The 20,190-nt window shown below is 32.2% G+C and carries 22 protein-coding genes and 1 tRNA gene; 12 read left to right on the top strand and 11 right to left on the bottom strand.

Features of this window, described 5'->3' with window-relative positions; translation table 11 throughout:
• Positions 1 to 49: 49 nt before the first annotated feature.
• Positions 50 to 1,045 (top strand): DUF3810 domain-containing protein, encoded by a 996-nt coding sequence (locus ACKX2A_RS14565; RefSeq protein ID WP_415325475.1) that lies wholly within the window; start codon positions 50 to 52, stop codon positions 1,043 to 1,045.
• A gap of 322 nt (positions 1,046 to 1,367) precedes the next feature.
• Here the strand turns inward: ACKX2A_RS14565 and ACKX2A_RS14560 are convergent, their stop codons facing one another.
• Together ACKX2A_RS14560 and ACKX2A_RS14555 are read right to left on the bottom strand one after the other, a co-directional pair.
• Positions 1,368 to 3,083 carry a CocE/NonD family hydrolase gene (locus ACKX2A_RS14560; protein ID WP_415325474.1) on the bottom strand — a complete coding sequence of 572 codons (1,716 nt, stop codon included), beginning with the start codon at positions 3,081 to 3,083 and terminating at the stop codon, positions 1,368 to 1,370.
• 64 nt (positions 3,084 to 3,147) lie between these two features.
• On the bottom strand, positions 3,148 to 3,522 hold the full coding sequence (locus ACKX2A_RS14555) for a helix-turn-helix transcriptional regulator (protein WP_415325473.1): 375 nt from the start codon (positions 3,520 to 3,522) through the stop codon (positions 3,148 to 3,150).
• Positions 3,523 to 3,766: 244 nt separating this feature from the next.
• Here ACKX2A_RS14555 and ACKX2A_RS14550 point away from each other — a divergent pair, with 244 nt between their 5' ends.
• The 8 genes from ACKX2A_RS14550 to ACKX2A_RS14515 all read left to right on the top strand — a co-directional run bounded on the left by ACKX2A_RS14550 (position 3,767) and on the right by ACKX2A_RS14515 (position 11,172).
• Positions 3,767 to 4,024: a bacteriocin-like protein gene (locus tag ACKX2A_RS14550; RefSeq protein ID WP_415325472.1), complete on the top strand. Its 258-nt coding sequence runs from the start codon at positions 3,767 to 3,769 to the stop codon at positions 4,022 to 4,024.
• A gap of 70 nt (positions 4,025 to 4,094) precedes the next feature.
• Positions 4,095 to 5,183 carry a thioredoxin-like domain-containing protein gene (locus ACKX2A_RS14545; protein ID WP_415325471.1) on the top strand — a complete coding sequence of 363 codons (1,089 nt, stop codon included), beginning with the start codon at positions 4,095 to 4,097 and terminating at the stop codon, positions 5,181 to 5,183.
• Between the two features lie 106 nt (positions 5,184 to 5,289).
• Positions 5,290 to 6,792: a thioredoxin domain-containing protein gene (locus tag ACKX2A_RS14540; RefSeq protein WP_415325470.1), complete on the top strand. Its 1,503-nt coding sequence runs from the start codon at positions 5,290 to 5,292 to the stop codon at positions 6,790 to 6,792.
• A 103-nt stretch (positions 6,793 to 6,895) separates the two neighbouring features.
• Positions 6,896 to 7,075: a bacteriocin-like protein gene (locus tag ACKX2A_RS14535; protein ID WP_415325469.1), complete on the top strand. Its 180-nt coding sequence runs from the start codon at positions 6,896 to 6,898 to the stop codon at positions 7,073 to 7,075.
• Between the two features lie 25 nt (positions 7,076 to 7,100).
• Complete coding sequence (locus ACKX2A_RS14530; protein ID WP_415325468.1) at positions 7,101 to 7,301, top strand: bacteriocin-like protein; 201 nt, start codon at positions 7,101 to 7,103, stop codon at positions 7,299 to 7,301.
• Positions 7,302 to 7,378: 77 nt separating this feature from the next.
• The gene (locus ACKX2A_RS14525; protein WP_415325467.1) at positions 7,379 to 9,571 is read left to right on the top strand and encodes a peptidase domain-containing ABC transporter; all 2,193 of its coding nucleotides are present in this window, start codon (positions 7,379 to 7,381) and stop codon (positions 9,569 to 9,571) included.
• Positions 9,572 to 9,638: 67 nt separating this feature from the next.
• A complete protein-coding gene (locus ACKX2A_RS14520) occupies positions 9,639 to 9,833 on the top strand; it encodes a bacteriocin-like protein (protein WP_415325466.1) in 195 nt (64 codons plus the stop codon).
• 40 nt (positions 9,834 to 9,873) lie between these two features.
• Positions 9,874 to 11,172, top strand: coding sequence for an HlyD family secretion protein (locus tag ACKX2A_RS14515; protein ID WP_415325465.1), 1,299 nt, complete (start codon positions 9,874 to 9,876; stop codon positions 11,170 to 11,172).
• 61 nt (positions 11,173 to 11,233) lie between these two features.
• Here the strand turns inward: ACKX2A_RS14515 and ACKX2A_RS14510 are convergent.
• The 7 genes from ACKX2A_RS14510 to greA form a co-directional block, all read right to left on the bottom strand.
• Positions 11,234 to 11,307: transfer RNA gene (locus ACKX2A_RS14510), tRNA-Met, on the bottom strand.
• Between the two features lie 44 nt (positions 11,308 to 11,351).
• Positions 11,352 to 12,638, bottom strand: coding sequence for a TlpA family protein disulfide reductase (locus ACKX2A_RS14505; protein ID WP_415325464.1), 1,287 nt, complete (start codon positions 12,636 to 12,638; stop codon positions 11,352 to 11,354).
• Between the two features lie 62 nt (positions 12,639 to 12,700).
• A complete protein-coding gene (locus ACKX2A_RS14500) occupies positions 12,701 to 12,919 on the bottom strand; it encodes a signal peptidase (RefSeq protein WP_415325463.1) in 219 nt (72 codons plus the stop codon).
• 5 nt (positions 12,920 to 12,924) lie between these two features.
• Complete coding sequence (locus ACKX2A_RS14495; protein WP_415325462.1) at positions 12,925 to 14,880, bottom strand: T9SS type A sorting domain-containing protein; 1,956 nt, start codon at positions 14,878 to 14,880, stop codon at positions 12,925 to 12,927.
• 118 nt (positions 14,881 to 14,998) lie between these two features.
• Positions 14,999 to 16,189: an ATP-dependent Clp protease ATP-binding subunit ClpX gene (clpX, locus tag ACKX2A_RS14490; RefSeq protein ID WP_415325461.1), complete on the bottom strand. Its 1,191-nt coding sequence runs from the start codon at positions 16,187 to 16,189 to the stop codon at positions 14,999 to 15,001.
• Between the two features lie 75 nt (positions 16,190 to 16,264).
• Positions 16,265 to 16,654: an HIT family protein gene (locus ACKX2A_RS14485; protein WP_415325460.1), complete on the bottom strand. Its 390-nt coding sequence runs from the start codon at positions 16,652 to 16,654 to the stop codon at positions 16,265 to 16,267.
• A gap of 63 nt (positions 16,655 to 16,717) precedes the next feature.
• A complete protein-coding gene (gene greA / locus ACKX2A_RS14480) occupies positions 16,718 to 17,188 on the bottom strand; it encodes a transcription elongation factor GreA (RefSeq protein WP_415325459.1) in 471 nt (156 codons plus the stop codon).
• Positions 17,189 to 17,297: 109 nt separating this feature from the next.
• Between greA and ACKX2A_RS14475 the strand changes: the two genes are divergently transcribed.
• From ACKX2A_RS14475 to ACKX2A_RS14465, 3 genes are read left to right on the top strand one after another with little or no spacing between them, the layout of a single operon-like run.
• Complete coding sequence (locus ACKX2A_RS14475) at positions 17,298 to 17,756, top strand: hypothetical protein (RefSeq protein WP_415325458.1); 459 nt, start codon at positions 17,298 to 17,300, stop codon at positions 17,754 to 17,756.
• Between the two features lie 3 nt (positions 17,757 to 17,759).
• The gene (gene dtd, locus ACKX2A_RS14470) at positions 17,760 to 18,209 is read left to right on the top strand and encodes a D-aminoacyl-tRNA deacylase (protein WP_415325457.1); all 450 of its coding nucleotides are present in this window, start codon (positions 17,760 to 17,762) and stop codon (positions 18,207 to 18,209) included.
• Between the two features lie 31 nt (positions 18,210 to 18,240).
• Complete coding sequence (locus ACKX2A_RS14465) at positions 18,241 to 18,924, top strand: FKBP-type peptidyl-prolyl cis-trans isomerase (RefSeq protein ID WP_415325456.1); 684 nt, start codon at positions 18,241 to 18,243, stop codon at positions 18,922 to 18,924.
• Positions 18,925 to 19,005: 81 nt separating this feature from the next.
• Here the strand turns inward: ACKX2A_RS14465 and ACKX2A_RS14460 are convergent, their stop codons facing one another.
• Together ACKX2A_RS14460 and ACKX2A_RS14455 are read right to left on the bottom strand one after the other, a co-directional pair.
• Positions 19,006 to 19,518: a hypothetical protein gene (locus tag ACKX2A_RS14460; RefSeq protein ID WP_415325455.1), complete on the bottom strand. Its 513-nt coding sequence runs from the start codon at positions 19,516 to 19,518 to the stop codon at positions 19,006 to 19,008.
• A 52-nt stretch (positions 19,519 to 19,570) separates the two neighbouring features.
• The gene (locus ACKX2A_RS14455) at positions 19,571 to 20,113 is read right to left on the bottom strand and encodes a hypothetical protein (protein ID WP_415325454.1); all 543 of its coding nucleotides are present in this window, start codon (positions 20,111 to 20,113) and stop codon (positions 19,571 to 19,573) included.
• Positions 20,114 to 20,190: the final 77 nt, after the last annotated feature.

Raw genomic sequence — 20,190 nt, 5'->3', positions numbered from 1 at the left:
ATTACTTGCCCAATTTCTTTTGTTTTATGTCTTCTCGAAATTCCGAATAGTGATTTCTTTTTTTGAAAGTTTTTTTGAAATTCAGAAAAAAGTTCATCAGATTATTTTCTCTTGGATTCCGTTTTCGTTTGGAGATGTTATTTATATTTTGTTGGGAATTTTCCTTTTATATTTTATCATTAAAACTTTTAAAAAGAGAAGCAGAAGCACTTCTCTACTCTCAATTTTAATCATTATTAATATCTTTTATTTCGCATATCAGATATTTTGGGGAATGCTTTATTTCCAAACCCCAATTATTAAAAAATTGTCGAGTCAGGATGAACCAACTGTTGAGAAAGCAAAAATTTTAGCTTTACAATATCTGGAGAAATGTAAGGAAACAAGAAAATTGGTACATGAAGATAAGAATGGTATTTTCGTTATTAAAGATTTAAAATCTGTTCAACAGGAAATTCTTTCTCAACAATCAAAACTTCCCAAATATATTTCGGATAAAAATGCTACACATATTAATTCTTTTAAGCCAAGCATCTTTAAAAATGTAATGAACTTTACCGGCATTTTAGGATATTACAATCCTTTCACAGCCGAGTCTCAATACAATTCTCAATTACCGAATACCTACGTTCCTTTTACCTCCGCGCATGAGAGTTCGCATCAACTTGGCTTTGCGAGAGAACAGGAAGCAAATTTTGTAGGATATTTAATTGGAATTAATTCTAAAAATCTAGACCTGCGTTACAGTACAGAGTATTTTACATTAAAAAGTTTATTGAATTTCATTGTTGAAGAAGATCAGGAATTCGTAAAAAAAGCCTTGAAAAATTATTCAATTGAAATGAAAAGAGACAGAGCTTATGAAAAGAATTTTGTTTTAAAACATCAAGGCTGGCTGGATGACTTTTTTGGATTCACCAACAACTTGTTTTTGAAGAGTAATCAACAGGAAGGATCTGTAACTTACTCATATTTCATCGACCTTTTACTAAATTATGAGAAGGTACAAAAAACAAAAGAATCGTATCAGGCGATACGATTCTAAAAACACAAATGATGAAAAAAAATTTATTACCTTGACTTGTTCCCTCATTCAAGGCGATGTAAAAGTACGACATATTTTATAAATACAAAAGTATTTTACCCTTTTTTTAAAACTTTATGAAAACTTTAAGAGTTTTTATGTTTTTTTGAGTTCACATCAAAATTCATTGAATTATTATAAAACCTTTAGATTAATAACAAAATAATAAATTTCAATTAAAAAAAATCTAGATAATGCATTTTTCAAACGATTATTTAAAAGACAAAAATGTTCAAATATTAAATTAATATTAAATTTAAACCTTTAAAGAAATTAGAAAAATTTATTCTTTTTGCAAAATTGGAATTTCAACATAACTGCTGTTATACAATTTAATTTTCAAAGGATCTTTGGCATCAGAAATCGTTTCTTCACTTACTTCCTTTCCCGATCCATAATTAATTTGCCAATAAGGATTTTTTACAACCCCAATCATTAAAACCAATTTACTCCCTTTATCAATTTTTTTACTTGTAAAATCATTAGCAATAATTGGAATTGTTTCAATTTTTCCAGGCATTAGAAGATTTCTCTTTTCCTTATTTTTCGCAAAACTAGCTCTTGAAACATAACTATACAAAAGAAAGTAATGACCATCTTGCGTTTTCTCATATAAATTAAAATACAGATCGACATCTTTTTTATTAATTGAAATATTCAGATTTCCAGAAATATTTCCAGAAAGTTCGAAAGGTTTGTCGAAAGTTTTTGTTTCAAAAAGTAAATTATTTTTAGTGTAAATAAATTGATCAAGAATATTGTATTTTAAATTAAAGACTTCTTCTGCATCATTCCTTTCTTTGTAATCAATAGATAAAGTTGAAAAATTTTCTTTTCTATTTTTAAACGGTGATAAACTTAATTTTCCATCATTATTTTCAAAATAAAATTTTGTTTTAGCCTCATTAAAAACATCCATCGATTCAGCACTTTTCCATTGATTCGTTCCCATTATCTGATAATTAATTTTATTCCTTAAAAAAGCAGGTTTTGGTTTATTTTTAAAAATATAGTCAAACCACTCGATCCAGATTTTATTAAAATCGATGGATGCTACGGGATCAATTTTATATCCTCTCAATTCATTTTTGATAAAACCCTGACTTCCCCAATGATCGTAAGGACCAATAATCAGATAATGTTCTGCCTTCTTATAATATTTATGATGTTCATTAAAATAATACAACGCACCATAACGATCCACATCATAGTACCCAGTTGTGGATAAAATGGGAATATTTATTTTTGAAAACTCTTCTTTATAAGGTATCATTTTTTTCCAGTAATCATCGTAACTCGGATGATTTAGCCAACGTTGAAAAATTGTATTAGGTTTTCCACTTATTGAATCTAGTTTCCGATACGATTTCCCACTTTCATACCATCTTTTGAATATGGAATTCCATTTTTTTTGATCGTTAAAACTTTTGGAATCAGTCGTTTTGTTGCCTGTCACATACTCCAGCCATTGAAGAGAATAATTCATAAAAACACCGTTATTAAAGGGCAAGCCTGCAATTCCAACTCCTGTTGCAGCTTGTGGAACAATTGTTTTCAAAGCCGGATGAAGATTTTTCGCAGCCGCCCATTGACTGAAACCAAGATAACTTCCGCCAATCATTCCCACTTTTCCGTTACTCCAGGATTGTTGAATGATCCAATCAATGACTTCGTTAATATCTTCTGCTTCGTGTTCGAATGGTTCGATATTATTTTCACTCAGGTATTTCCCTCTTGGATATAAAATGACACCCACATAATTATTTTCAACAAAATTCTTAACTAGATTAATATTTTTCGGATCAGGATAAATGGTATTGACAAGAATTGTATTTTGTGGTTCTTTATTTTTGTTTAAAACTATAATAAGAGAAAGTGTCGCATGATCTTTCGTCTGAATCTGAATACTGTCTTTAATAGTAATGTTTTCCGATTCTATCTTTTGGGAAAAGATAAAATTGAAAATGAGGAGGAAATATAGGAGCAGATTTTTTTTCATTGGAATAAAACTACAAAAAAAGCATCTAAAATTTAGATGCTTACTATTTTCAAATTAATAAGATTTATTTCAATTGAGATTTTAAATATGTATTTTCTTTTTTCAAAGATTCATTTTCTTCTTTTAAAAGTTTGATATAATCCTGCAGATTTTCAATTATTGAGTTAGGTATGTTATGATAATGGTTATAATTTCCAGCATTATCATTGAATGTTGGATTTTCATTATGCACAATTCCCAAACCGGCTTCATCTTTAATGTCTTCTACAGAAACCTCCAGAGCTTTCGCAAGTTTTTCCCATTCCTCATCACGAATTTTTGTTATTCCATTTTCTTTACGGGAATAGTTCGAAGTATCAGTAGATAATATTTTTGCCATTTTTTCCTGAGACATACCTTTTTGGGTTCTGAGATTTTTTAATTTTTCTTGTATCATCATGTGTTGCGTTTGATGCAAATGTATGCAAATTTTGTGCAAAATTTATATGAAAATCGCAAAAAAATCGCAAAGCTTTTCTAGTTCATAAAAGACTGTTTTTCATAGTTTTGAAAATTCAATATTGATAACGCTTTTTATATATTCAATTTATATATGCGCAGATATAGATTGGATAACTGATTAGAAAAACTCATGTCAGGGATTATATGACGAAAAATTATTGTTAAATTTAAAAAATCAAACGATGAAAAATTTGAAAAAACTTTCGAGAGAAGAACTAAGAAATGTGAATGGGGGAAAAGCCTGTGCAATAGTAGTTAACAATGGTAACGGAACCTATTCAACTCATTATGGTACATGTGCTTCAGTAGTAAGCTATAATGTGGGAAATGAATTTGGAGAATTAGTTGCAATTGCAACCAGTGGCCCAAAATATTGCTCAACAAGTTTAGGAAATGTGGCACTATCATCAAATGGAGGTGTTTCCCATTGTAATGATTAACATTACTCATCAATCTAAACAAACCGATAAACTGTCAATTTTTGACAGTTTATTATTTATTTTATGTAAAATGAAAAATATATTTTTTGTTGTTATATGTATTCTCACCATTTCGTGTAATAATGATGAAAAGCAAACAGTTATAAAGGGCAATATCCCCAATTTACCAGATGGGACTATGTATCTTGCTAATCTTGAGGGCGGTAGGATTGATAGTGCTAAAACTATAAAGGGGGTTTTTACTATAACCCATAAATGGAATGAAAAAGAACCTACATATATTAAGATAAATCATATCGATAAAAAAGGAATATTGAGATTTTTTTCCTTTACCACAAATGCAAAATATAAAGGTGTTGCAGGTTGGGCAACAGAGGCTTTTTTATCCGACCCAACTATTACAATAAATGGAAATTTGAAATATGACACTTTAGTTGGTATTCAATTTCCTCCGGACAGAAAACCAGTAACAGGTCCTCCTTTGAAAACAGGTAAGCAAACCGAAGCATTTTACAATATAGATGGTGATTTATTTGATAACATAGATGGTAAAATGATTCAAACTGTAAAAGAAAAGATTAATAAATATCCATATTCTTATCATTTGTTATATCAAATCAATGATAATAAAAACAGCTTTTCTCCACAACAAGTTGATGAATTTCTAAAACTTTTCAAAGGCGAAATTATCCAAAGTGATTCTTATAAAAAACTGTCAGCTTATAATCAGAAGAGATTTAATGAAAAAAATATTTCGATTCCTCAACTTGAAAATGATAAAGGAATAAAATCTCAAATTTTAGATCCGAAATATAAAAAGCATCTTATTGTTTTTTGGGCAAGCTGGTGTGGACCATGCCGAGAAGAAATTCCATTATTGAAAAAGTTATACAGTAAAGATAGTTCTGTTGAATTTGTTTCTATTTCAATCGATTCGGACAAAAATGCTTGGCAAAAAGCTTTGAAAGAAGAACAAATGAACTGGAAACAAATGATTAGCAATGAAAAAGATTCATCGTACGAAAGTTTACAAATACTTTTCAAACTAAATGGAGCTATTCCCTACACTGTTTTGGTTGATAGTAATATGAAAATTCTGAATTCTTCGGTTGGATTATCTTCTGAAAAAGATTTAATCAAATTAATAGGCACAAAATAATCACATATTTTTCTGTACAAATAAACATAAAAATATAAATCACCTAAATTTGAAAAAAACATTTGTTTTTTTCAAACATCTCCGTATTTTAGTTAAAAAAATTAATATGCTATTGGACAAACTCATAAACTACCTAAAACTTGACAAGCAGGAGTTTCTTTTCCAGTTCAACTCCCACCCGAATTACCCTTCAGCATTAGCTTTCAGCGATACTTTAAACTTTATGGGCGTACGAAATGATGCCTATGAATTGGATAAAGAATACTGGGACGAGCTTCCTGAAGAATTCATTGCCATTGTTGATAATTCTTTTTCGTTGGTGAAGAAATCGGGGACTCAATATTCAATATATTCAGATAAAACAAAAACGTTAAATAAAGAAGAACTTCACAATAAATCTACAGATTTTGTTTTGCTTTTTGAAAAAGATAAAGTAGAAAGTAAAACAATCACCAATTATAAATCTTTAATTTACGCTGTTTTTGCAGTAATTGTTCTTTACACTCTTCTTAATCATGCTTGGTATGAAGCTATTTTTAATATTCTTTCATTAGCTGGAGTTTACATTTCCTTAGAGATTTTCAATCAAAAATTTGGAAATACATCTACTGTAATCGGAAGCATTTGTGGCGATACAGCCGGAAAACAAGCTATAAATTCTTGCAATAAAATTATCACTCAGGATAAAACTAGCATTTTAGGTTTAAAATTTTCTGATTTCTCATTGATTTATTTCATCGGAATTACAGTTCTTGGTTTATTTTTGCCCGCGACCTCTTTTGTCATTAAAGGATTCATATTCGCATCGATTATTGCCATCGGTTATTCATTATATATTCAGGGATTTGCAGAAAAAACTTTCTGTAGAGTTTGTCTTTTAATCATTTCTGTTTTGGTGGCTCAACTGTTAATTGGAGTTTTCTTTTTTGAAAATATTTATTTTGATATTAAAACAGCTTTACTGAGTATTATTTTATGGATCGCAGCTTTTTCCTCAGTTTTATATCTAAATAATACACTTCAGGAAAAAGAAAGTTTACAGAAATCTAATGCGAAAAATTTAAGATTTAAAAGAAACTACGAACTTTTCAAAAGAAATTTATTAGAAAAAGATCAAGTTGAATTTGCCGATACAGAAACTTTTTTCGTGGGAAATAAAGAGGCGAGATTACATATTTCAATCATTTCCAATCCATATTGTGGCTTCTGTAAAGACGGTCATAAAATTGTTGAAACCCTTTTGGAAAAATATCCACATGATATTTCGGCTCAGATGAGATTTAATTATTCGGATAATGGCAATGACAAATTCACCAATTTGATTTCAGATTTCATGCATGTATATAAGAACAAATCTCAAAAAGATTTTTTACATCTTGTAGAAAACTGGTTCGAAACTAGGGATGAAGAGAAAATCAGGAAAATAGCAGGAACTTCTTCAAACAATGAAGATTTGAATCCTCTTATTACTATGGCAACAGCTAATAGAGAAGCTAATCTTAATTTCACACCTATTATTTTAATCAACGGTCGCCAGTTTCCGGATATGTATGATCGTGAAGATATCTATTATTTCATCGATGAATTAATAGAAGATGATGAAATTTAATTAACAATTAAAAAAATTAAACAAAATTCACTAATTTAGGAAAAATTTAAAGCGGAATCCGAAAAGCTATAACAGAGTAGGAAAACTAATACAATTAAATACTATGAAAAATCTTAAAAAAATTTCAAGAGAAAATTTAAAAACAGTACAAGGAGGAATTACCAAAGAATGTGCAGAGGGACAGGCAGCATCTATCAAATGCTATATTTCGCAAACAGATTGTGTTAATGATCCAGATTCAGGAGGACTTTGTATTCGTTATTGCAACAGATATTGTTATTAATATTTTAATCGAAATAAATTAATCCATGAAAAATCTTAAAAAACTTACACGTGGAAATCTTAAAAATATAAAAGGTGGGATTTCTATCGAATGTATAAAAAAACAGGAATCAGCAACTGCTTGCTATACAACAATGGCTGCTTGCCAAGCTGATCCAAATTCATCAAATCCAGATACAGTTTTAATTGGGTGCGAACAAGTTTGCAATAAATATTGTTACTTTTAAAGTCTAAAACTTTTAAAAGATAAAAAAAGTTGTCGCCAAAATGGCGGCAACTTGCTTATAAATAAAAACATCAATCATTGAAATCTTTTCCTTTCTATCGCCAACCAGATTCCAAAGACTGCGGTCCAACCTGCCTTCGTATCGTAAGTAAACATTACGGAAAGAGCATTTCTTTACAACAAATTCGTAACCTTTCAGAGACTACCAGAGAAGGAAGCAGTTTGCTTGGCTTAAGTGATGCTGCCGAAGATTTGGGTTTTCGTTCATTAGGTGTACAAGTCGATTTCCAGACACTTGCGGAAGAAGTTCCGTTACCTTGCGTTGTTCACTGGAACAAAAATCACTTTGTCGTTGTTTATAAAATTGATAAAAACAATAAAATATACATCTCCGATCCCGGATATGGATTAATTACTTACAATAAAGAAGAATTTATAAAACTTTGGATTGGAGAAAATGCTACTGAAAAAACAGAAGAAGGAATTGCTTTAATTCTGGAAACAACACCAGCATTTTTTCAAACAGAATTCGATAATGAAGAAAGTAAAGCCAGTTTCACATTCTTATCAAAATATTTACTGAAATACAAATCATTAGTCATTCAGCTAGCCATCGGACTTTTGGCGGGAAGTTTACTATCATTAATTTTCCCTTTTCTTACTCAAAGTATCGTCGATGTAGGAATTCAGAATCAGGATTTAAATTTTATTTATCTTGTTTTATTGGCTCAGGTCATGCTTTTCTTCGGAAGAATGGGAATCGAAATGATTCGAAGTTGGATTTTATTGCATCTTTCGGCAAGAATAAATATTTCTATTATCTCAGATTTCTTTATCAAATTAATGAAACTTCCGATCAGTTTCTTTGATACGAGAATGACGGGAGATATCATGCAGAGAATCAACGACCATCACAGGATCGAGCAACTTTTAACGAGTTCTTCTCTCAATACGCTGTTTTCATTAGTTAATTTAATCATCTTCAGTATCGTTTTATTATTCTACGATTACAGATTATTTATCGTTTACCTTGTCGGAGCTGTTGCTTATATAGGATGGATCAGTTTTTTCCTTAAAAAAAGAAAAGAGCTCGACTATAAAAGATTTTCGCAGGTTTCCCAAGAGCAAAGTAAAGTAATTGAATTAATTAACGGAATGCAGGAAATAAAAATGCACAATGCCGAAAAGCAAAAGCGCTGGGACTGGGAATTTTTGCAGGTTAAATTATTTAAGATCAGAATAAAATCGCTTTCTCTGGAACAGTGGCAATCCGTCGGAGGGAATTTTATCAACCAAATGAAAGATATTCTAGTAAGCTTTCTTTCCGCAAAATTGGTTTTGGATGGAAATTTAACGTTGGGGATGATGCTTTCCGTTCAATACATCATCGGGCAATTAAACAGCCCTTTGTTGCAATTAATTGATTTTATTAAACAGTTTCAGGATGCTAAAATTTCTTTAGAAAGATTAGGTGAAATTCATGATAAAGATGATGAAGAAAATAAAGACGAACATTACACGCACGAACTTCCAGAAAAAGATGTGGAGATAGAAAACCTTTCGTTTAGATATATCGGTTCGGATGCTTTTGTTTTTGAAAATTTAAATTTAACAATCCCTTACCAAAAAACCACGGCCATCGTTGGAGCCAGTGGAAGTGGTAAAACCACTTTATTAAAATTATTAATGAAGTTTTATGAACCCAACGAAGGTGAAATTCGCCTAGGAAATACAAAACTTAAAAATATTTCTCCAAGATACTGGAGAGATCATTGTGGAGTTGTGATGCAGGAAGGTTATGTTTTTAATGACACTATTGCCAACAATATTGCTGTTGGAGAAGATCATGTCGACAAACAAAAATTAAGAAGAGCAGTTGAAATTGCCAATATCAAAGATTTTATCGAAGAACTTCCCTTAAGTTACAACACAAAAATCGGAAATGAAGGACTTGGCGTAAGTGGTGGACAAAAGCAAAGATTGTTCATCGCGAGAGCTGTTTACAAATCTCCGGATTATATTCTTTTTGATGAAGCAACTTCTGCCCTTGATGCCAACAACGAAAAAGTCATCATGGAAAACCTTGAGCAGTTTTTCAAGGGTAAAACTGCCGTTGTTATCGCACATAGACTTTCAACCGTAAAACACGCCGATAAAATTATCGTGTTAGATAAAGGAAAAGTGGTGGAAGAAGGAAATCATGCTGAATTGGTTGCCTTAAAAGGTGAATATTACAGATTGGTAAAAAATCAATTAGAACTTGGAAATTAATTAAAATCATAAAATAGCGGAATCCGAAAAGCTTATAGAGTAGGAAAACTAATACAATTTATTTACTATGAAAAATTTAAAGAAATTAACAAGACAAAAATTAAAATCTGTACAAGGAGGAGCTGTTATAAATCCAATCGATTGTTGCGGTTCTTGGTGTAATGGATCTTATATTCCTTGCAAAGTCCACCACATTGCATGTCCACCAGATTCAGATACAAACCCACCCTCTGATTGGGATGGAAATTGTCCTTTAGGATAAAAACTATTCCCCTTTAAGGGGGAATTTTTATATTTAAATTATGGAAAAAGACATTTTAGATAATATAGAACTGCGTTCCGAAAGCGTTCAGGATATTCTTACCCAACCTCCACATTGGATGATTCGTTGGGGAAATACAATTATATTTTTAATTCTGATACTCATTATGGTAATGAGTTACATTATAAGATATCCTGAATTTATCCCGGCTCCAATTGTGGTAACTTCTCAGAATCCACCGGAAAAACTGGAGGCAAGAGCCAATTCTAAAATTGAAAAAATATTCATTAGAGATCATCAACAGGTTAAAAAAGATCAGGTTTTGATGGTGATGCAGTCATCTGCAAATTATAAAGATGTTTTGGAGCTAAAAACATTAGTTGATTCAATTGCTCCGAATGAATTACAATCTTTTCCACTTGCTCAGGTTTCACATTTTAAATTGGGTGAATTGCAGGGAGATTATAATAATTTCGCGAAAGCATTTCAGGATGAAGCTTTATTTACGCGTCTGCAGCCTTACGCTCCCGAAAATTTAGCGGCCAATCAGAGCCTTTCTGAATATAGACTTAGAATTGCTACAACAAAGCAGCAAAAGAGCCTTGAACAGGCAAAATATGAGCTTACAAAGAAAAACTATCAACGTTCTCAGGAATTGTTTAATCAAGGAGTTATTGCATCGGTTGAATTGGAGAATGAAAAAATAAAATTTTTACAGGCTCAACAAAATTTAGAAAACATCAATATTTCTCTTTCGCAAATGGAAGAAGGTATTTCAAATTTAAATAAAACCAAAAGCGGAACGGCGATTAACACTGAAAAAGATAAGATCACCTACTCATCTCAGACGCTTCAATTGTTTGAACAATTAAGAAAATCATTAAAACAATGGGAACAAACTTACCTGATTATTTCCAATACGGAAGGTGTTGCGAGTTTTCAGCAGTTTTTTGGCGAAAATCAGTTTGTAAAAGCTGGTGATGCTATATTATCTATTCTTCCTAAAAACAAAGAGAAATTGGTAGGCAGAATGTCTGTACCGGCGGCTAATTCAGGTAAGATCATATCGGGTGAAAAAGTTTTAATTAAATTGGACAATTACCGCTATCAGGAATACGGTATTGTGGAAGGAAAAGTTCAGAATATTTCTCTTTCCCCGGATAAAGATGGAAATTATTATGTTGATGTTGTTCTTCCGAAAGGTTTAAAAACAAGTTATAATAAAAATCTTGTTTTTGATAAAGAACTTAAAGGAAATGCAGAAATCGTAACGCAGGATCTAAGACTTATCGAAAGATTTTTCTATCAGATTAGAAAATTGTTGGGTTATCAAGCTTAAATATCTTCAAAATATAAAATAAAAAAACCGAAACAAATGTTTCGGTTTTTTTTCGCTATCGTAGCGAAGACGGGAATTGAACCCGTGACCTCAGGGTTATGAATCCTGCGCTCTAACCAACTGAGCTACCTCGCCGTTTTGGTGGTGCAAATATAGTAAAATATTTGCTACTACCAAATTTATTTTAACTTAAAATATTCTAAAACATCACCAACATGGTCTGGTTTGTTGATTATCTTATTGTTAGCATCTAAAATAAAATACGTCGGAGTTGCATGAACATTGTAAGTATCTACGTAGGTACTGTTCCATCCTCTCAATTCCGAATCATTTACCCATGGAAATGCAGAGATTTTTTTTGTGTAAGAATCTTTGTCAACATCCAATGATAAACCAACAACCTGAATATTTTTAGCCTTTAAATCGTTGTATTTTGCTAAAAGTTGTGGAAGTTCACTCTCACAATGCGAACAAGTAGACGACCAGAAGATAACAACCTTCTTATCCGCCTTTATATCATAAAGGGATTTTGCAGTAGTATTTACAGGCGACTGGAATTTATAATTAGGGAAAGCAGCTCCCATTTCCACGTTCGCATTAGATTTCATGGTTGAAGCTAGTCTATCTGTAATCGTACACTTTAAATTCTTAGCAAGGGTAAGATATTTATCCTTATATTCATCCATATCGTAAACGTCGAAAATATCGATTAATTCAGATAAAACAGTTTGTCCACGAGGAGTTTCTACTTTTAATCTATCTAAAAGCTTATCTACAGAAGCAGCGACATTGGTATTTCCTCCGGTATTAAGATAATTAACCAAAAGTGGTCTTAATAAAGAAGAAGTTTCCAACATATCATTAGATTTATCAATAAAATTAATGATTTCGTCTTGACTTATTTTTTTATTCGGATCGTTTGATAAATATTTATTGTAATTTGTATTGTAGTAATAAATAAATGGATGCTGAGCTTGATCCAGATTTTCAGATCCTCCAGAAAGTCTGCTAATTTCAGTTCTTAAAGCTTTTCCGAATTCTGTGTTGTCTTTATAGTATTCTTTAATTTGGGACAATGCAGGTAAGATCAACTCCTTTTTTTGAGATCCTTCCTGAAGTTTACTCATAATATTGTTTGCTTCGTCTATATAAACAATATCTTTAATTTTATTAGTCTGAGTTTCCAGCTTTACACTTACATTTTTATTTTCAGAAATAAAATTGAATGTATTGTTAGAACTTGGGAAATACACTTTCATCATTCCCATATAATTGCTTGGATACTTGAACGCCCAGGTATTGTTTTTACTTTGTTCTTTTGATACAATAATATCTTTTGAACCGTTTAAAGTATATAGAATTGCGTCTTGATCTTTGAAGTCTGCAGGAGCCTGAATAGTAACAGTGAACTGAGCCTGTAATGAAAATGCAGCTAATAATGCTGATGTTATGTAAATCTTTTTCATAATGTAAAAATAAAAAAACTCTCTGAGTAAATCAGAGAGTTTAATATTATTTTAATAAATTTTTATGCTTTTTTGCTCGAATATTTCTTTGTAAAAAATGCAATGAACATTACTGCAATGATACCTAATGCATATACATACATATCAATCGGTGATGTCGGTGGCGCTCCTGGGCCTACGGTTCCACCACCATCTCCAGGCGGATTACCTCCAGGTTGTGCATTTACAAATGCTATCGCAAAAAGAAAAAGAGCTGATACTAGTTTATTTATAGTTTTCATATATTTTATTTTAAGATTTTGGTGTTAACAGTCTCTCCTTTATCAGAAACAATTTTTACTACGTAAGAATTTTTAATTTTATTATCTAATTCAATTACAAAATCTGTAGAAGTATTAACTGCTTTTTTAGAAATAACCAGTTTACCACTCATATCATAAACTTCAATATCTGCTTTCTTCCATTTTGGATCGAATCTAACAATATAATTTGTAATCTCAGGATTATAAACTACAACTGTTCTAGAAGGCGTAGTAGAAGGAGCTTCTACAGCCAGTACAACATTGCTAGGTTCTCCATAATATAGATCATATTCTGCATTGCTTGCAGGAACTACACTACCCTGTTTAGCTTCTTGTAAAGTTCCGTTTGGAGCTTTATAGTAGAAACCTGTTCCAGAGGATAACGCATGAGTTCCAGCACTTACTAACTCAGCATTTTCTCTAATTTCAAATTTATAAGATTTAATTTTATTTAAATCATAGTTTACCAATTTGATATTTTTTCCTTTGAAATTACTTTCGTTAGCCTCGTTGATGTACAACCAATACTGGTTTGTATAGTTGTAATCATATCCACCATTAAGAGCCTCTTCATATGTTCCAAGAATGTCTGAAGAAGTTGACTTAACCTGTGTTTTAGCCTGAGTATCTGAATGTCCAGTTGTTCCGTTTGGATAAACAACATAATAAGTTCTTGCAACTTCATTTCCATTACTGTCAAGACCAATAACCCCTAATTGCTTTACAGTACCTATTTTTGCTGCATTTTTATTTGCTGCAACATTGTAAGGGGTACCTGCCGCTCTATTATAATAGTTGAATCTTCTAAGATTTGCAAAATTCAATTGGTCTGCCGCTGTATTATTAAGTAATTTAATTGCAAAAGTACCCATAGGTCTAATCATAGAATAAGCAACATCTCCAGTAGGAACTCCAGATGGGAATGTTATAAACTTATAACCTGCAGATCCTGTACCTCCAGTTTGAGTAGTAGAAACACCAGAAACTTCTAATCTTACACCCTGAATTGTGGTTAGATTAATTCCATCTCCACTTGCTTCATTAGTTGCAATTTGAGAAAGATCTAGATTAGTTAAATATGGATTAGAGAACTGATACCAGTTTTTACCATAATTACCTTGCCATGGTGTAGTTTCGAAACCATCTTGAACATAGGTATTATATTTCTCACTATACTGATTTGTAGAGTTTCCGTTTGTTCCAAAATTTACAGAAGCTCCGGCACCTTGTAATGTAACTACACTAGTTGCTGCCGCATCTGTTACAGGACGTCCTTTTACTGTTTTTGTAGTCGTAAGATTAAGACCAGAACCACCTAACATGTAGTAAGTCGTTCCTGGATTAGCTACTCCTAACTTAGTTGTAAGAGGAACATTCATAGAAACAACATTAGCATTATTATATGCTAGAATCTCATTTTGTGAGTATCTTGTATTGGAGAATGTTTTCCCTAATTCAGCACTCAATGTGGAAGCTGTCTTGTCAAAGAAAGGCAAACCAATCTGCTGATAAGTACCATGGCTCACAGCTCTAAATTCCTGATCTACGATCCCAGTAATGTTTGTTTGAGGAATACCCGAAATGAATAACTGACCGTAAGTGTAAACCGCAGGGGTTGACGCATCAGTAGGATTTACAGAAGCATATGCTCCCGGCTCATTTAATCTGTTAACGAAGTTAGCCCCACCGTTAGTTTCTGTTTTATCAACATTAGAAGCATCAATTGTTTTGAATGAATCTGTTGCTGAACCTGAAACCATGAAGTTTCCGTGATTTTCAACTACCCCTGTAGCCTTTGTCTGTAAGCCTCCTCCACTATAGAATAGTGTACCCTTGCTTACATACGTAGTAGCAGCATCATCTACATGTACTAGAACATTCTGCGCCTGAACAGAACCTATAGCTGCTAACAAACCAATAGCAAATAAACTTTTTCTCATTGTATATAATTATTTGTGTGTTAATACAAATTTTCTGCATCAAAGTACAATCACTTGTATATTAATACAATATCTCAAGTGCAAAGGTATGTTTTTTTTGCGAAAAAACAAAAATATTTTATTTATTAACAAAAATATTATCTTCAGTTAATACTATTTCTTTTTCTTCACCTATAGAAAACATGTAGTCTTCAAGCACTTTTTCAGTGGTTCCTCGAAGTCCTCTGGCTCCCAAACCTTTTTCTATAGTTTCCTCTACAATTTTTTCAATTGCTCCATCCGTAAATACCAAATTTGTGCCATCCATTTTAAAAAGCTCCACAAATTGATTCACAATCGAGTTTTTTGGTTCTTTCATAATTCTTACCATCGTTTCTTTTGAGAGTTTATCGAGGTAAGTGATGATTGGAAATCTTCCTAAAAGTTCGGGAATTAATCCGAAACTACGAAGATCAATTGCATTAATATTTGTTAATACATACTCATCTTCATCTACTTTGTTAATTTTTTCGGAGCTGAAACCAATCGCTTGCTTGTTCATTCTTCTTTCGATGATTTCTTTTATTCCATCGAAAGCACCACCTGCAATGAACAATATATTTTGTGTATTTACCTGAATATATTTTTGGTCGGGATGTTTTCTTCCTCCTTGTGGCGGTACATTTACAATACTTCCTTCCAACAATTTCAATAAACCCTGCTGAACACCTTCTCCCGAAACGTCTCTTGTGATACTTGGATTATCAGATTTTCTTGCAATTTTATCAATTTCATCAATAAATACAATTCCCTTTTCTGCTTTTTCTACATCATAATCTGCAACCATTAAAAGTCTTGATAAAATACTTTCAACATCTTCTCCTACATAACCTGCTTCTGTTAAGATCGTTGCATCTACGATACAGAATGGAACATTCAATTCTCTTGCAATTGTTTTTGCCAGTAAAGTTTTTCCCGTTCCTGTTTCACCGATCATGATGATGTTTGATTTCTCCAGCTCAACTTCTCTATTTTCGTCCTGAGCATGAAGCAGTCTTTTATAATGATTATAAACCGCGATCGACAATTGTTTCTTAGCCTGATCCTGTCCTATAACATATTGATTAAGAAATTCCTTGATTTCTTTTGGTTTTTTAAGCTCATCTATATTTTCTGCGGGTGAAGAATGTTCAGATTTTGAAGCTGTATCTTTTACAATAGCATGAGCCTGCTCGATACAGTTTTCGCAAATAAAGCCGTTCTGACCAGAAATCAGCATCTGTACTTCATTTCTTTTTCTTCCACAGAATGAACATTGGTTTGAATTCATTTTTCTATATAATATATATAAGGTATATGATTAAAGAAACTCGTAAAAGTTAAGTTTTACGAGTTTCTGTTATTTTTAAGAATTAATAATAGAGTTCTGAATCTCAGTATACTCTTCGTTTGATAATTTCAATCTCTGATTTTTGAAATTCATATCTTCCACATTATTTAAAGGAATTAAATGAATATGCGCATGAGGAACTTCTAATCCTACAACCGCCACTCCCACTCTTACGCAAGGAATTGCATTTTTTACTTTCTTAGCTACTTGCTGAGCAAATCCCCAAAGATTTTTGTATTCTTCGCTGTCGAGATCAAAGATAAGATCTACTTCTTTTTTGGGAACAACCAGCGTGTGTCCTTTCACTAAAGGCATCGCATCCAGAAAAGCAATAAAATTTTCATCTTCGGCAATTTTATAGGAAGGGATCTCGCCGTTGATGATCTTTGTGAATATTGTACTCATTTTTATAGAGATTAGATTTTAGAAGTTAGAAATTAGCTTAAAATTTAATATTAAATTTTTTACTTATAAAGTAATATCCAATACTTCGAAAGACAATTTGTTTCCGTTTGGCAATGTAATATCTGCAGTTTCACCTACAACTTTTCCAAGCAATCCTTTTGCAATTGGTGTGTTTACAGAAATTTTTCCGGTTTTAAGATCGCTCTCATTATCAGGAACTAAAGTAAATACCTGCTCTTGCTTTGTCGCATTGTTTTTAAGCTTCACCGTTGTAAGGATTGAAACTTTTGAAGTATCTAATTGGCTTTCATCTATAATTTTAGAAGTAGAAATAACATCCTTCAGCTTAGAAATTCTCATTTCAAGCATACCCTGAGCCTCTTTAGCCGCATCATATTCTGCATTTTCAGACAAATCTCCTTTGTCTCTTGCTTCTGCGATTTGCTGGGTAATTTTAGGTCTTTCTACAGTTTCTAACTGCTCCAGCTCAGCTTTCATTTTCTCTAGCCCCTCCTTTGTAACATAGCTTGCCATAATTTTCAAAATTTAGTTTTAGTATAAAAAAATAATCCGACATTTGCCGGACAATGTTTTCGTGTTGTAATCGTTTAATTTTTACAAATATATAAAAATTTAAATTGAAATGAAAAAAACTTTTTCAATCCTATCTATAATCATTTTATTGATTTTCAATAATTTAACTTTAAATTCTTGCGGAAGCAGAGAAGACACCGTAAGCTGTTTTCCAAGTAACCCGATCAACGTAACCATAAATTTGAACCTTCCAGCCTACAACACTTTGAACCAAGTTGGAGGTTGGGTTTACATCAATGAGCAACAATCCAATACAAGAGGATTAATTATTGTGAGAACTAATGACAGTCCTGCCGCATTTAAAGCTTATGATAGAAATGCTCCTCACATTTGCCCAGACAGCAACACAACATTAGAAGTAAAAAATGGAACAAGTATAATTTGCCCAAAAGATAACGCACAATGGATTTTATTAACAGGACAGCCAACTGCTGTAGCAAATGTTCCTCCGAAAACTTATCTTTATAATTATGATGCAGCAAGCAAAAATTTAAATATTTATTATTAAAAAATGAAAGTCGTAGTACAAAGAGTCTCCGAATCCAGTGTAAAAATAGACGAAAAAATTGTAGGAGAAATCGGAAAAGGATTCATGCTTTTGGTAGGAATTGATGAAAATGACGAAAAATCTGATGCAGATTGGCTTGTTCAGAAAATTTTAAACTTACGAGTTTTTGGAGATGATGAAGGGAAACTGAATTTATCAATTCTCGATATTTCAGGAGAAATTTTATGTATCAGTCAGTTTACTTTAATTGCAGATTACAAAAAAGGAAACCGACCATCTTTCATTAAAGCGGCAAAACCTGATAAAGCCATCCCTCTTTTTGATTATTTTAAAGAACAAATTTCAAAATCAGGATTAAAAACCGAAAGCGGAATTTTCGGAGCAGACATGAAAGTCTCACTAATCAACGATGGCCCCGTTACGATTGTAATGGATTCCGTTACAAAAGCCTAACTTTACAAACAGAATATAATTTATATCAAAAATGAAAAAAACTTTAGTTACTCTCGTTCTACTTGCAGGAATTAATATTTCTTATGCTCAGAAAACATACACAGACGATCAGAAAGCATCTTATTATATCGGTCTTGATATCGCCCAAAATATGAAAAAACAAGGATTTGCAGTAGATGCAGATCTTTTGGCACAGGCGATTAAAGATGAGTTTTCAGATAAGACAAGATTATTCCCGAAAGAAGAAATGGGTACTTTTTTACAAGGTTTCATGCAGAAGCAAAGTGAAAAAAGACAAGCCGAAGAGAAAGTAAAAGCGGAAGAAAACAAGAAAAAAGGCGCGGAGTTTCTTGCTAAAAATAAATTAAATAAGAAAATTACAACAACAGCAAGTGGTTTACAGTACGAAGTTTTGAAGCCTGGAGACGGAAAAGCAAAACCAACCGCATCGAGCACAGCCAATGTAACGTATACAGGAAAACTGATGGACGGAACTGTTTTCGATACCACAGACAATCGCGGCGGACAACCGATTGAGCTGAATCTTTCCGGCGTTATCAAAGGTTGGACAGAAGGTATCCAGTTGATGACAAAGGGTGCAAAATACAGATTCTACATTCCGTCTGATTTGGCATACGGAGACAACGGAGCAGGTGGTGTAATTCCTCCGGGAGCAACACTTATTTTCGATGTTGAATTGGTTGATTTTAAATAAATTTTGAAATTTCAATTAAAAATAAAAACGTCTTTCAAAATTTTTTGAAAGACGTTTTGTTATAATAAACTTTTATAAAAATTAATTTGCAGGTACACTATTGAAATTTAGAGCAATTCTAAGATTCATGTCAGAACTTGTTTGATTTTTTAGTTCGTAAACCGTTCTTACCGTAACTCCTGTACTTTTTACCACTTCATCCAAAAATCCTGAATTTTCTAAATCAAGATTTAGACTGGAAGCATCTGTGGAAATATTTGATCTTGAAGCCACCAGTTTTTCACTCGTTCCGCTTGATGAAATATAAACTTTGATGGATTTAAAAGCGCTCAAATTTCCGCCGGAAGGAGAAACTACCGAAACTTTCGCATCTGAAATTCTTACATCTTTAATTTTCGCATCATTGTTTCCTCCAAACCACGTCTGCACATTGGAAGCCGTAGCTGTAGATGAAACCTCTTTATCTGCAGGAACACCCGTGGAAACTAACACATTGGCTGTATAAGGAAATGTATTCTGAACCAACGACTGCACTGTTCCACAACTTACTAAAGCAACCGAAGCCACTGCCGCTGTCAAAAATATATTTTTCATAATGATAAATTTTAAAGATTAGTTTGCAGAAATTATACCAAATTGATTAAAATTATTCAATACTCACTGTAAAGCTTCCTTTTGTATTTCCGGAAGCCATATTACTCTTTCCGATAATAAGCCAAACTTCACCTTTATCCTTCACCTCGTAAGTAATTTCTCTTCCGAAAGGTCCGTCGTAATCACCATTTGGTAATTTTATCTGATTGAATCTAATGTTGAAATCTTTTTCTTTGGTAGAAATTTTTGCTTTCAGATTCGGTTTTTCAAAATCTGTTATTTTTAAAATTAATTCTTGTCCATCTTTTGTAAATTCCTCTCCCAAAGTCAATGGAAATTGCTCTGCATCTATTGTTCGGATAATTTGTCCGTCTTTCACATTTCTCATTACACCAGTTCGTAAAACTTCTTTGGTTACCGGAGCATTATTAACAATCGAATCCTTCTTTCTCAAAGCAGCAGAATCGATCTTCTCTGCAGAGGTGGACTGTTCTGAAACCACCATCGAATCTTTATCAGATGTTTCCGAAACACTAGGTTCTTTTTTACATGCAACAATGATAAGTGGGATTAATAACAATAAGGATTTTTTCATAACAGTTATTTTAAATTGATAAATATACTTTGAAGCTAAAATTGTTCCATTGCTTCTTTTTCAAACTTAAAATAATA

The organism is Chryseobacterium sp. MMS23-Vi53, assembly GCF_047651245.1.
Taxonomy (GTDB): domain Bacteria; phylum Bacteroidota; class Bacteroidia; order Flavobacteriales; family Weeksellaceae; genus Chryseobacterium.
The sequence above is the reverse complement of the archived record's forward strand: the minus strand, read 5'-3'. Positions and strand labels throughout refer to the sequence as shown.

Excerpts from the sequence above, each read along its gene's own strand:
- greA (WP_415325459.1), bottom strand. The coding sequence starts at position 17,188 with ATGGCAAGCTATGTTACAAAGGAGGGGCTAGAGAAAATGAAAGCTGAG.
- ACKX2A_RS14535 (WP_415325469.1), top strand. The coding sequence starts at position 6,896 with ATGAAAAATCTTAAAAAAATTTCAAGAGAAAATTTAAAAACAGTACAA.
- ACKX2A_RS14520 (WP_415325466.1), top strand. The coding sequence starts at position 9,639 with ATGAAAAATTTAAAGAAATTAACAAGACAAAAATTAAAATCTGTACAA.
- ACKX2A_RS14555 (WP_415325473.1), bottom strand. The coding sequence starts at position 3,522 with ATGATGATACAAGAAAAATTAAAAAATCTCAGAACCCAAAAAGGTATG.
- ACKX2A_RS14540 (WP_415325470.1), top strand. The coding sequence starts at position 5,290 with ATGCTATTGGACAAACTCATAAACTACCTAAAACTTGACAAGCAGGAG.
- ACKX2A_RS14455 (WP_415325454.1), bottom strand. The coding sequence starts at position 20,113 with ATGAAAAAATCCTTATTGTTATTAATCCCACTTATCATTGTTGCATGT.
- ACKX2A_RS14485 (WP_415325460.1), bottom strand. The coding sequence starts at position 16,654 with ATGAGTACAATATTCACAAAGATCATCAACGGCGAGATCCCTTCCTAT.
- ACKX2A_RS14515 (WP_415325465.1), top strand. The coding sequence starts at position 9,874 with ATGGAAAAAGACATTTTAGATAATATAGAACTGCGTTCCGAAAGCGTT.
- ACKX2A_RS14530 (WP_415325468.1), top strand. The coding sequence starts at position 7,101 with ATGAAAAATCTTAAAAAACTTACACGTGGAAATCTTAAAAATATAAAA.
- ACKX2A_RS14460 (WP_415325455.1), bottom strand. The coding sequence starts at position 19,518 with ATGAAAAATATATTTTTGACAGCGGCAGTGGCTTCGGTTGCTTTAGTA.
- ACKX2A_RS14505 (WP_415325464.1), bottom strand. The coding sequence starts at position 12,638 with ATGAAAAAGATTTACATAACATCAGCATTATTAGCTGCATTTTCATTA.
- clpX (WP_415325461.1), bottom strand. The coding sequence starts at position 16,189 with ATGAATTCAAACCAATGTTCATTCTGTGGAAGAAAAAGAAATGAAGTA.
- dtd (WP_415325457.1), top strand. The coding sequence starts at position 17,760 with ATGAAAGTCGTAGTACAAAGAGTCTCCGAATCCAGTGTAAAAATAGAC.
- ACKX2A_RS14465 (WP_415325456.1), top strand. The coding sequence starts at position 18,241 with ATGAAAAAAACTTTAGTTACTCTCGTTCTACTTGCAGGAATTAATATT.
- ACKX2A_RS14550 (WP_415325472.1), top strand. The coding sequence starts at position 3,767 with ATGAAAAATTTGAAAAAACTTTCGAGAGAAGAACTAAGAAATGTGAAT.
- ACKX2A_RS14560 (WP_415325474.1), bottom strand. The coding sequence starts at position 3,083 with ATGAAAAAAAATCTGCTCCTATATTTCCTCCTCATTTTCAATTTTATC.
- ACKX2A_RS14500 (WP_415325463.1), bottom strand. The coding sequence starts at position 12,919 with ATGAAAACTATAAATAAACTAGTATCAGCTCTTTTTCTTTTTGCGATA.
- ACKX2A_RS14475 (WP_415325458.1), top strand. The coding sequence starts at position 17,298 with ATGAAAAAAACTTTTTCAATCCTATCTATAATCATTTTATTGATTTTC.
- ACKX2A_RS14545 (WP_415325471.1), top strand. The coding sequence starts at position 4,095 with ATGAAAAATATATTTTTTGTTGTTATATGTATTCTCACCATTTCGTGT.
- ACKX2A_RS14495 (WP_415325462.1), bottom strand. The coding sequence starts at position 14,880 with ATGAGAAAAAGTTTATTTGCTATTGGTTTGTTAGCAGCTATAGGTTCT.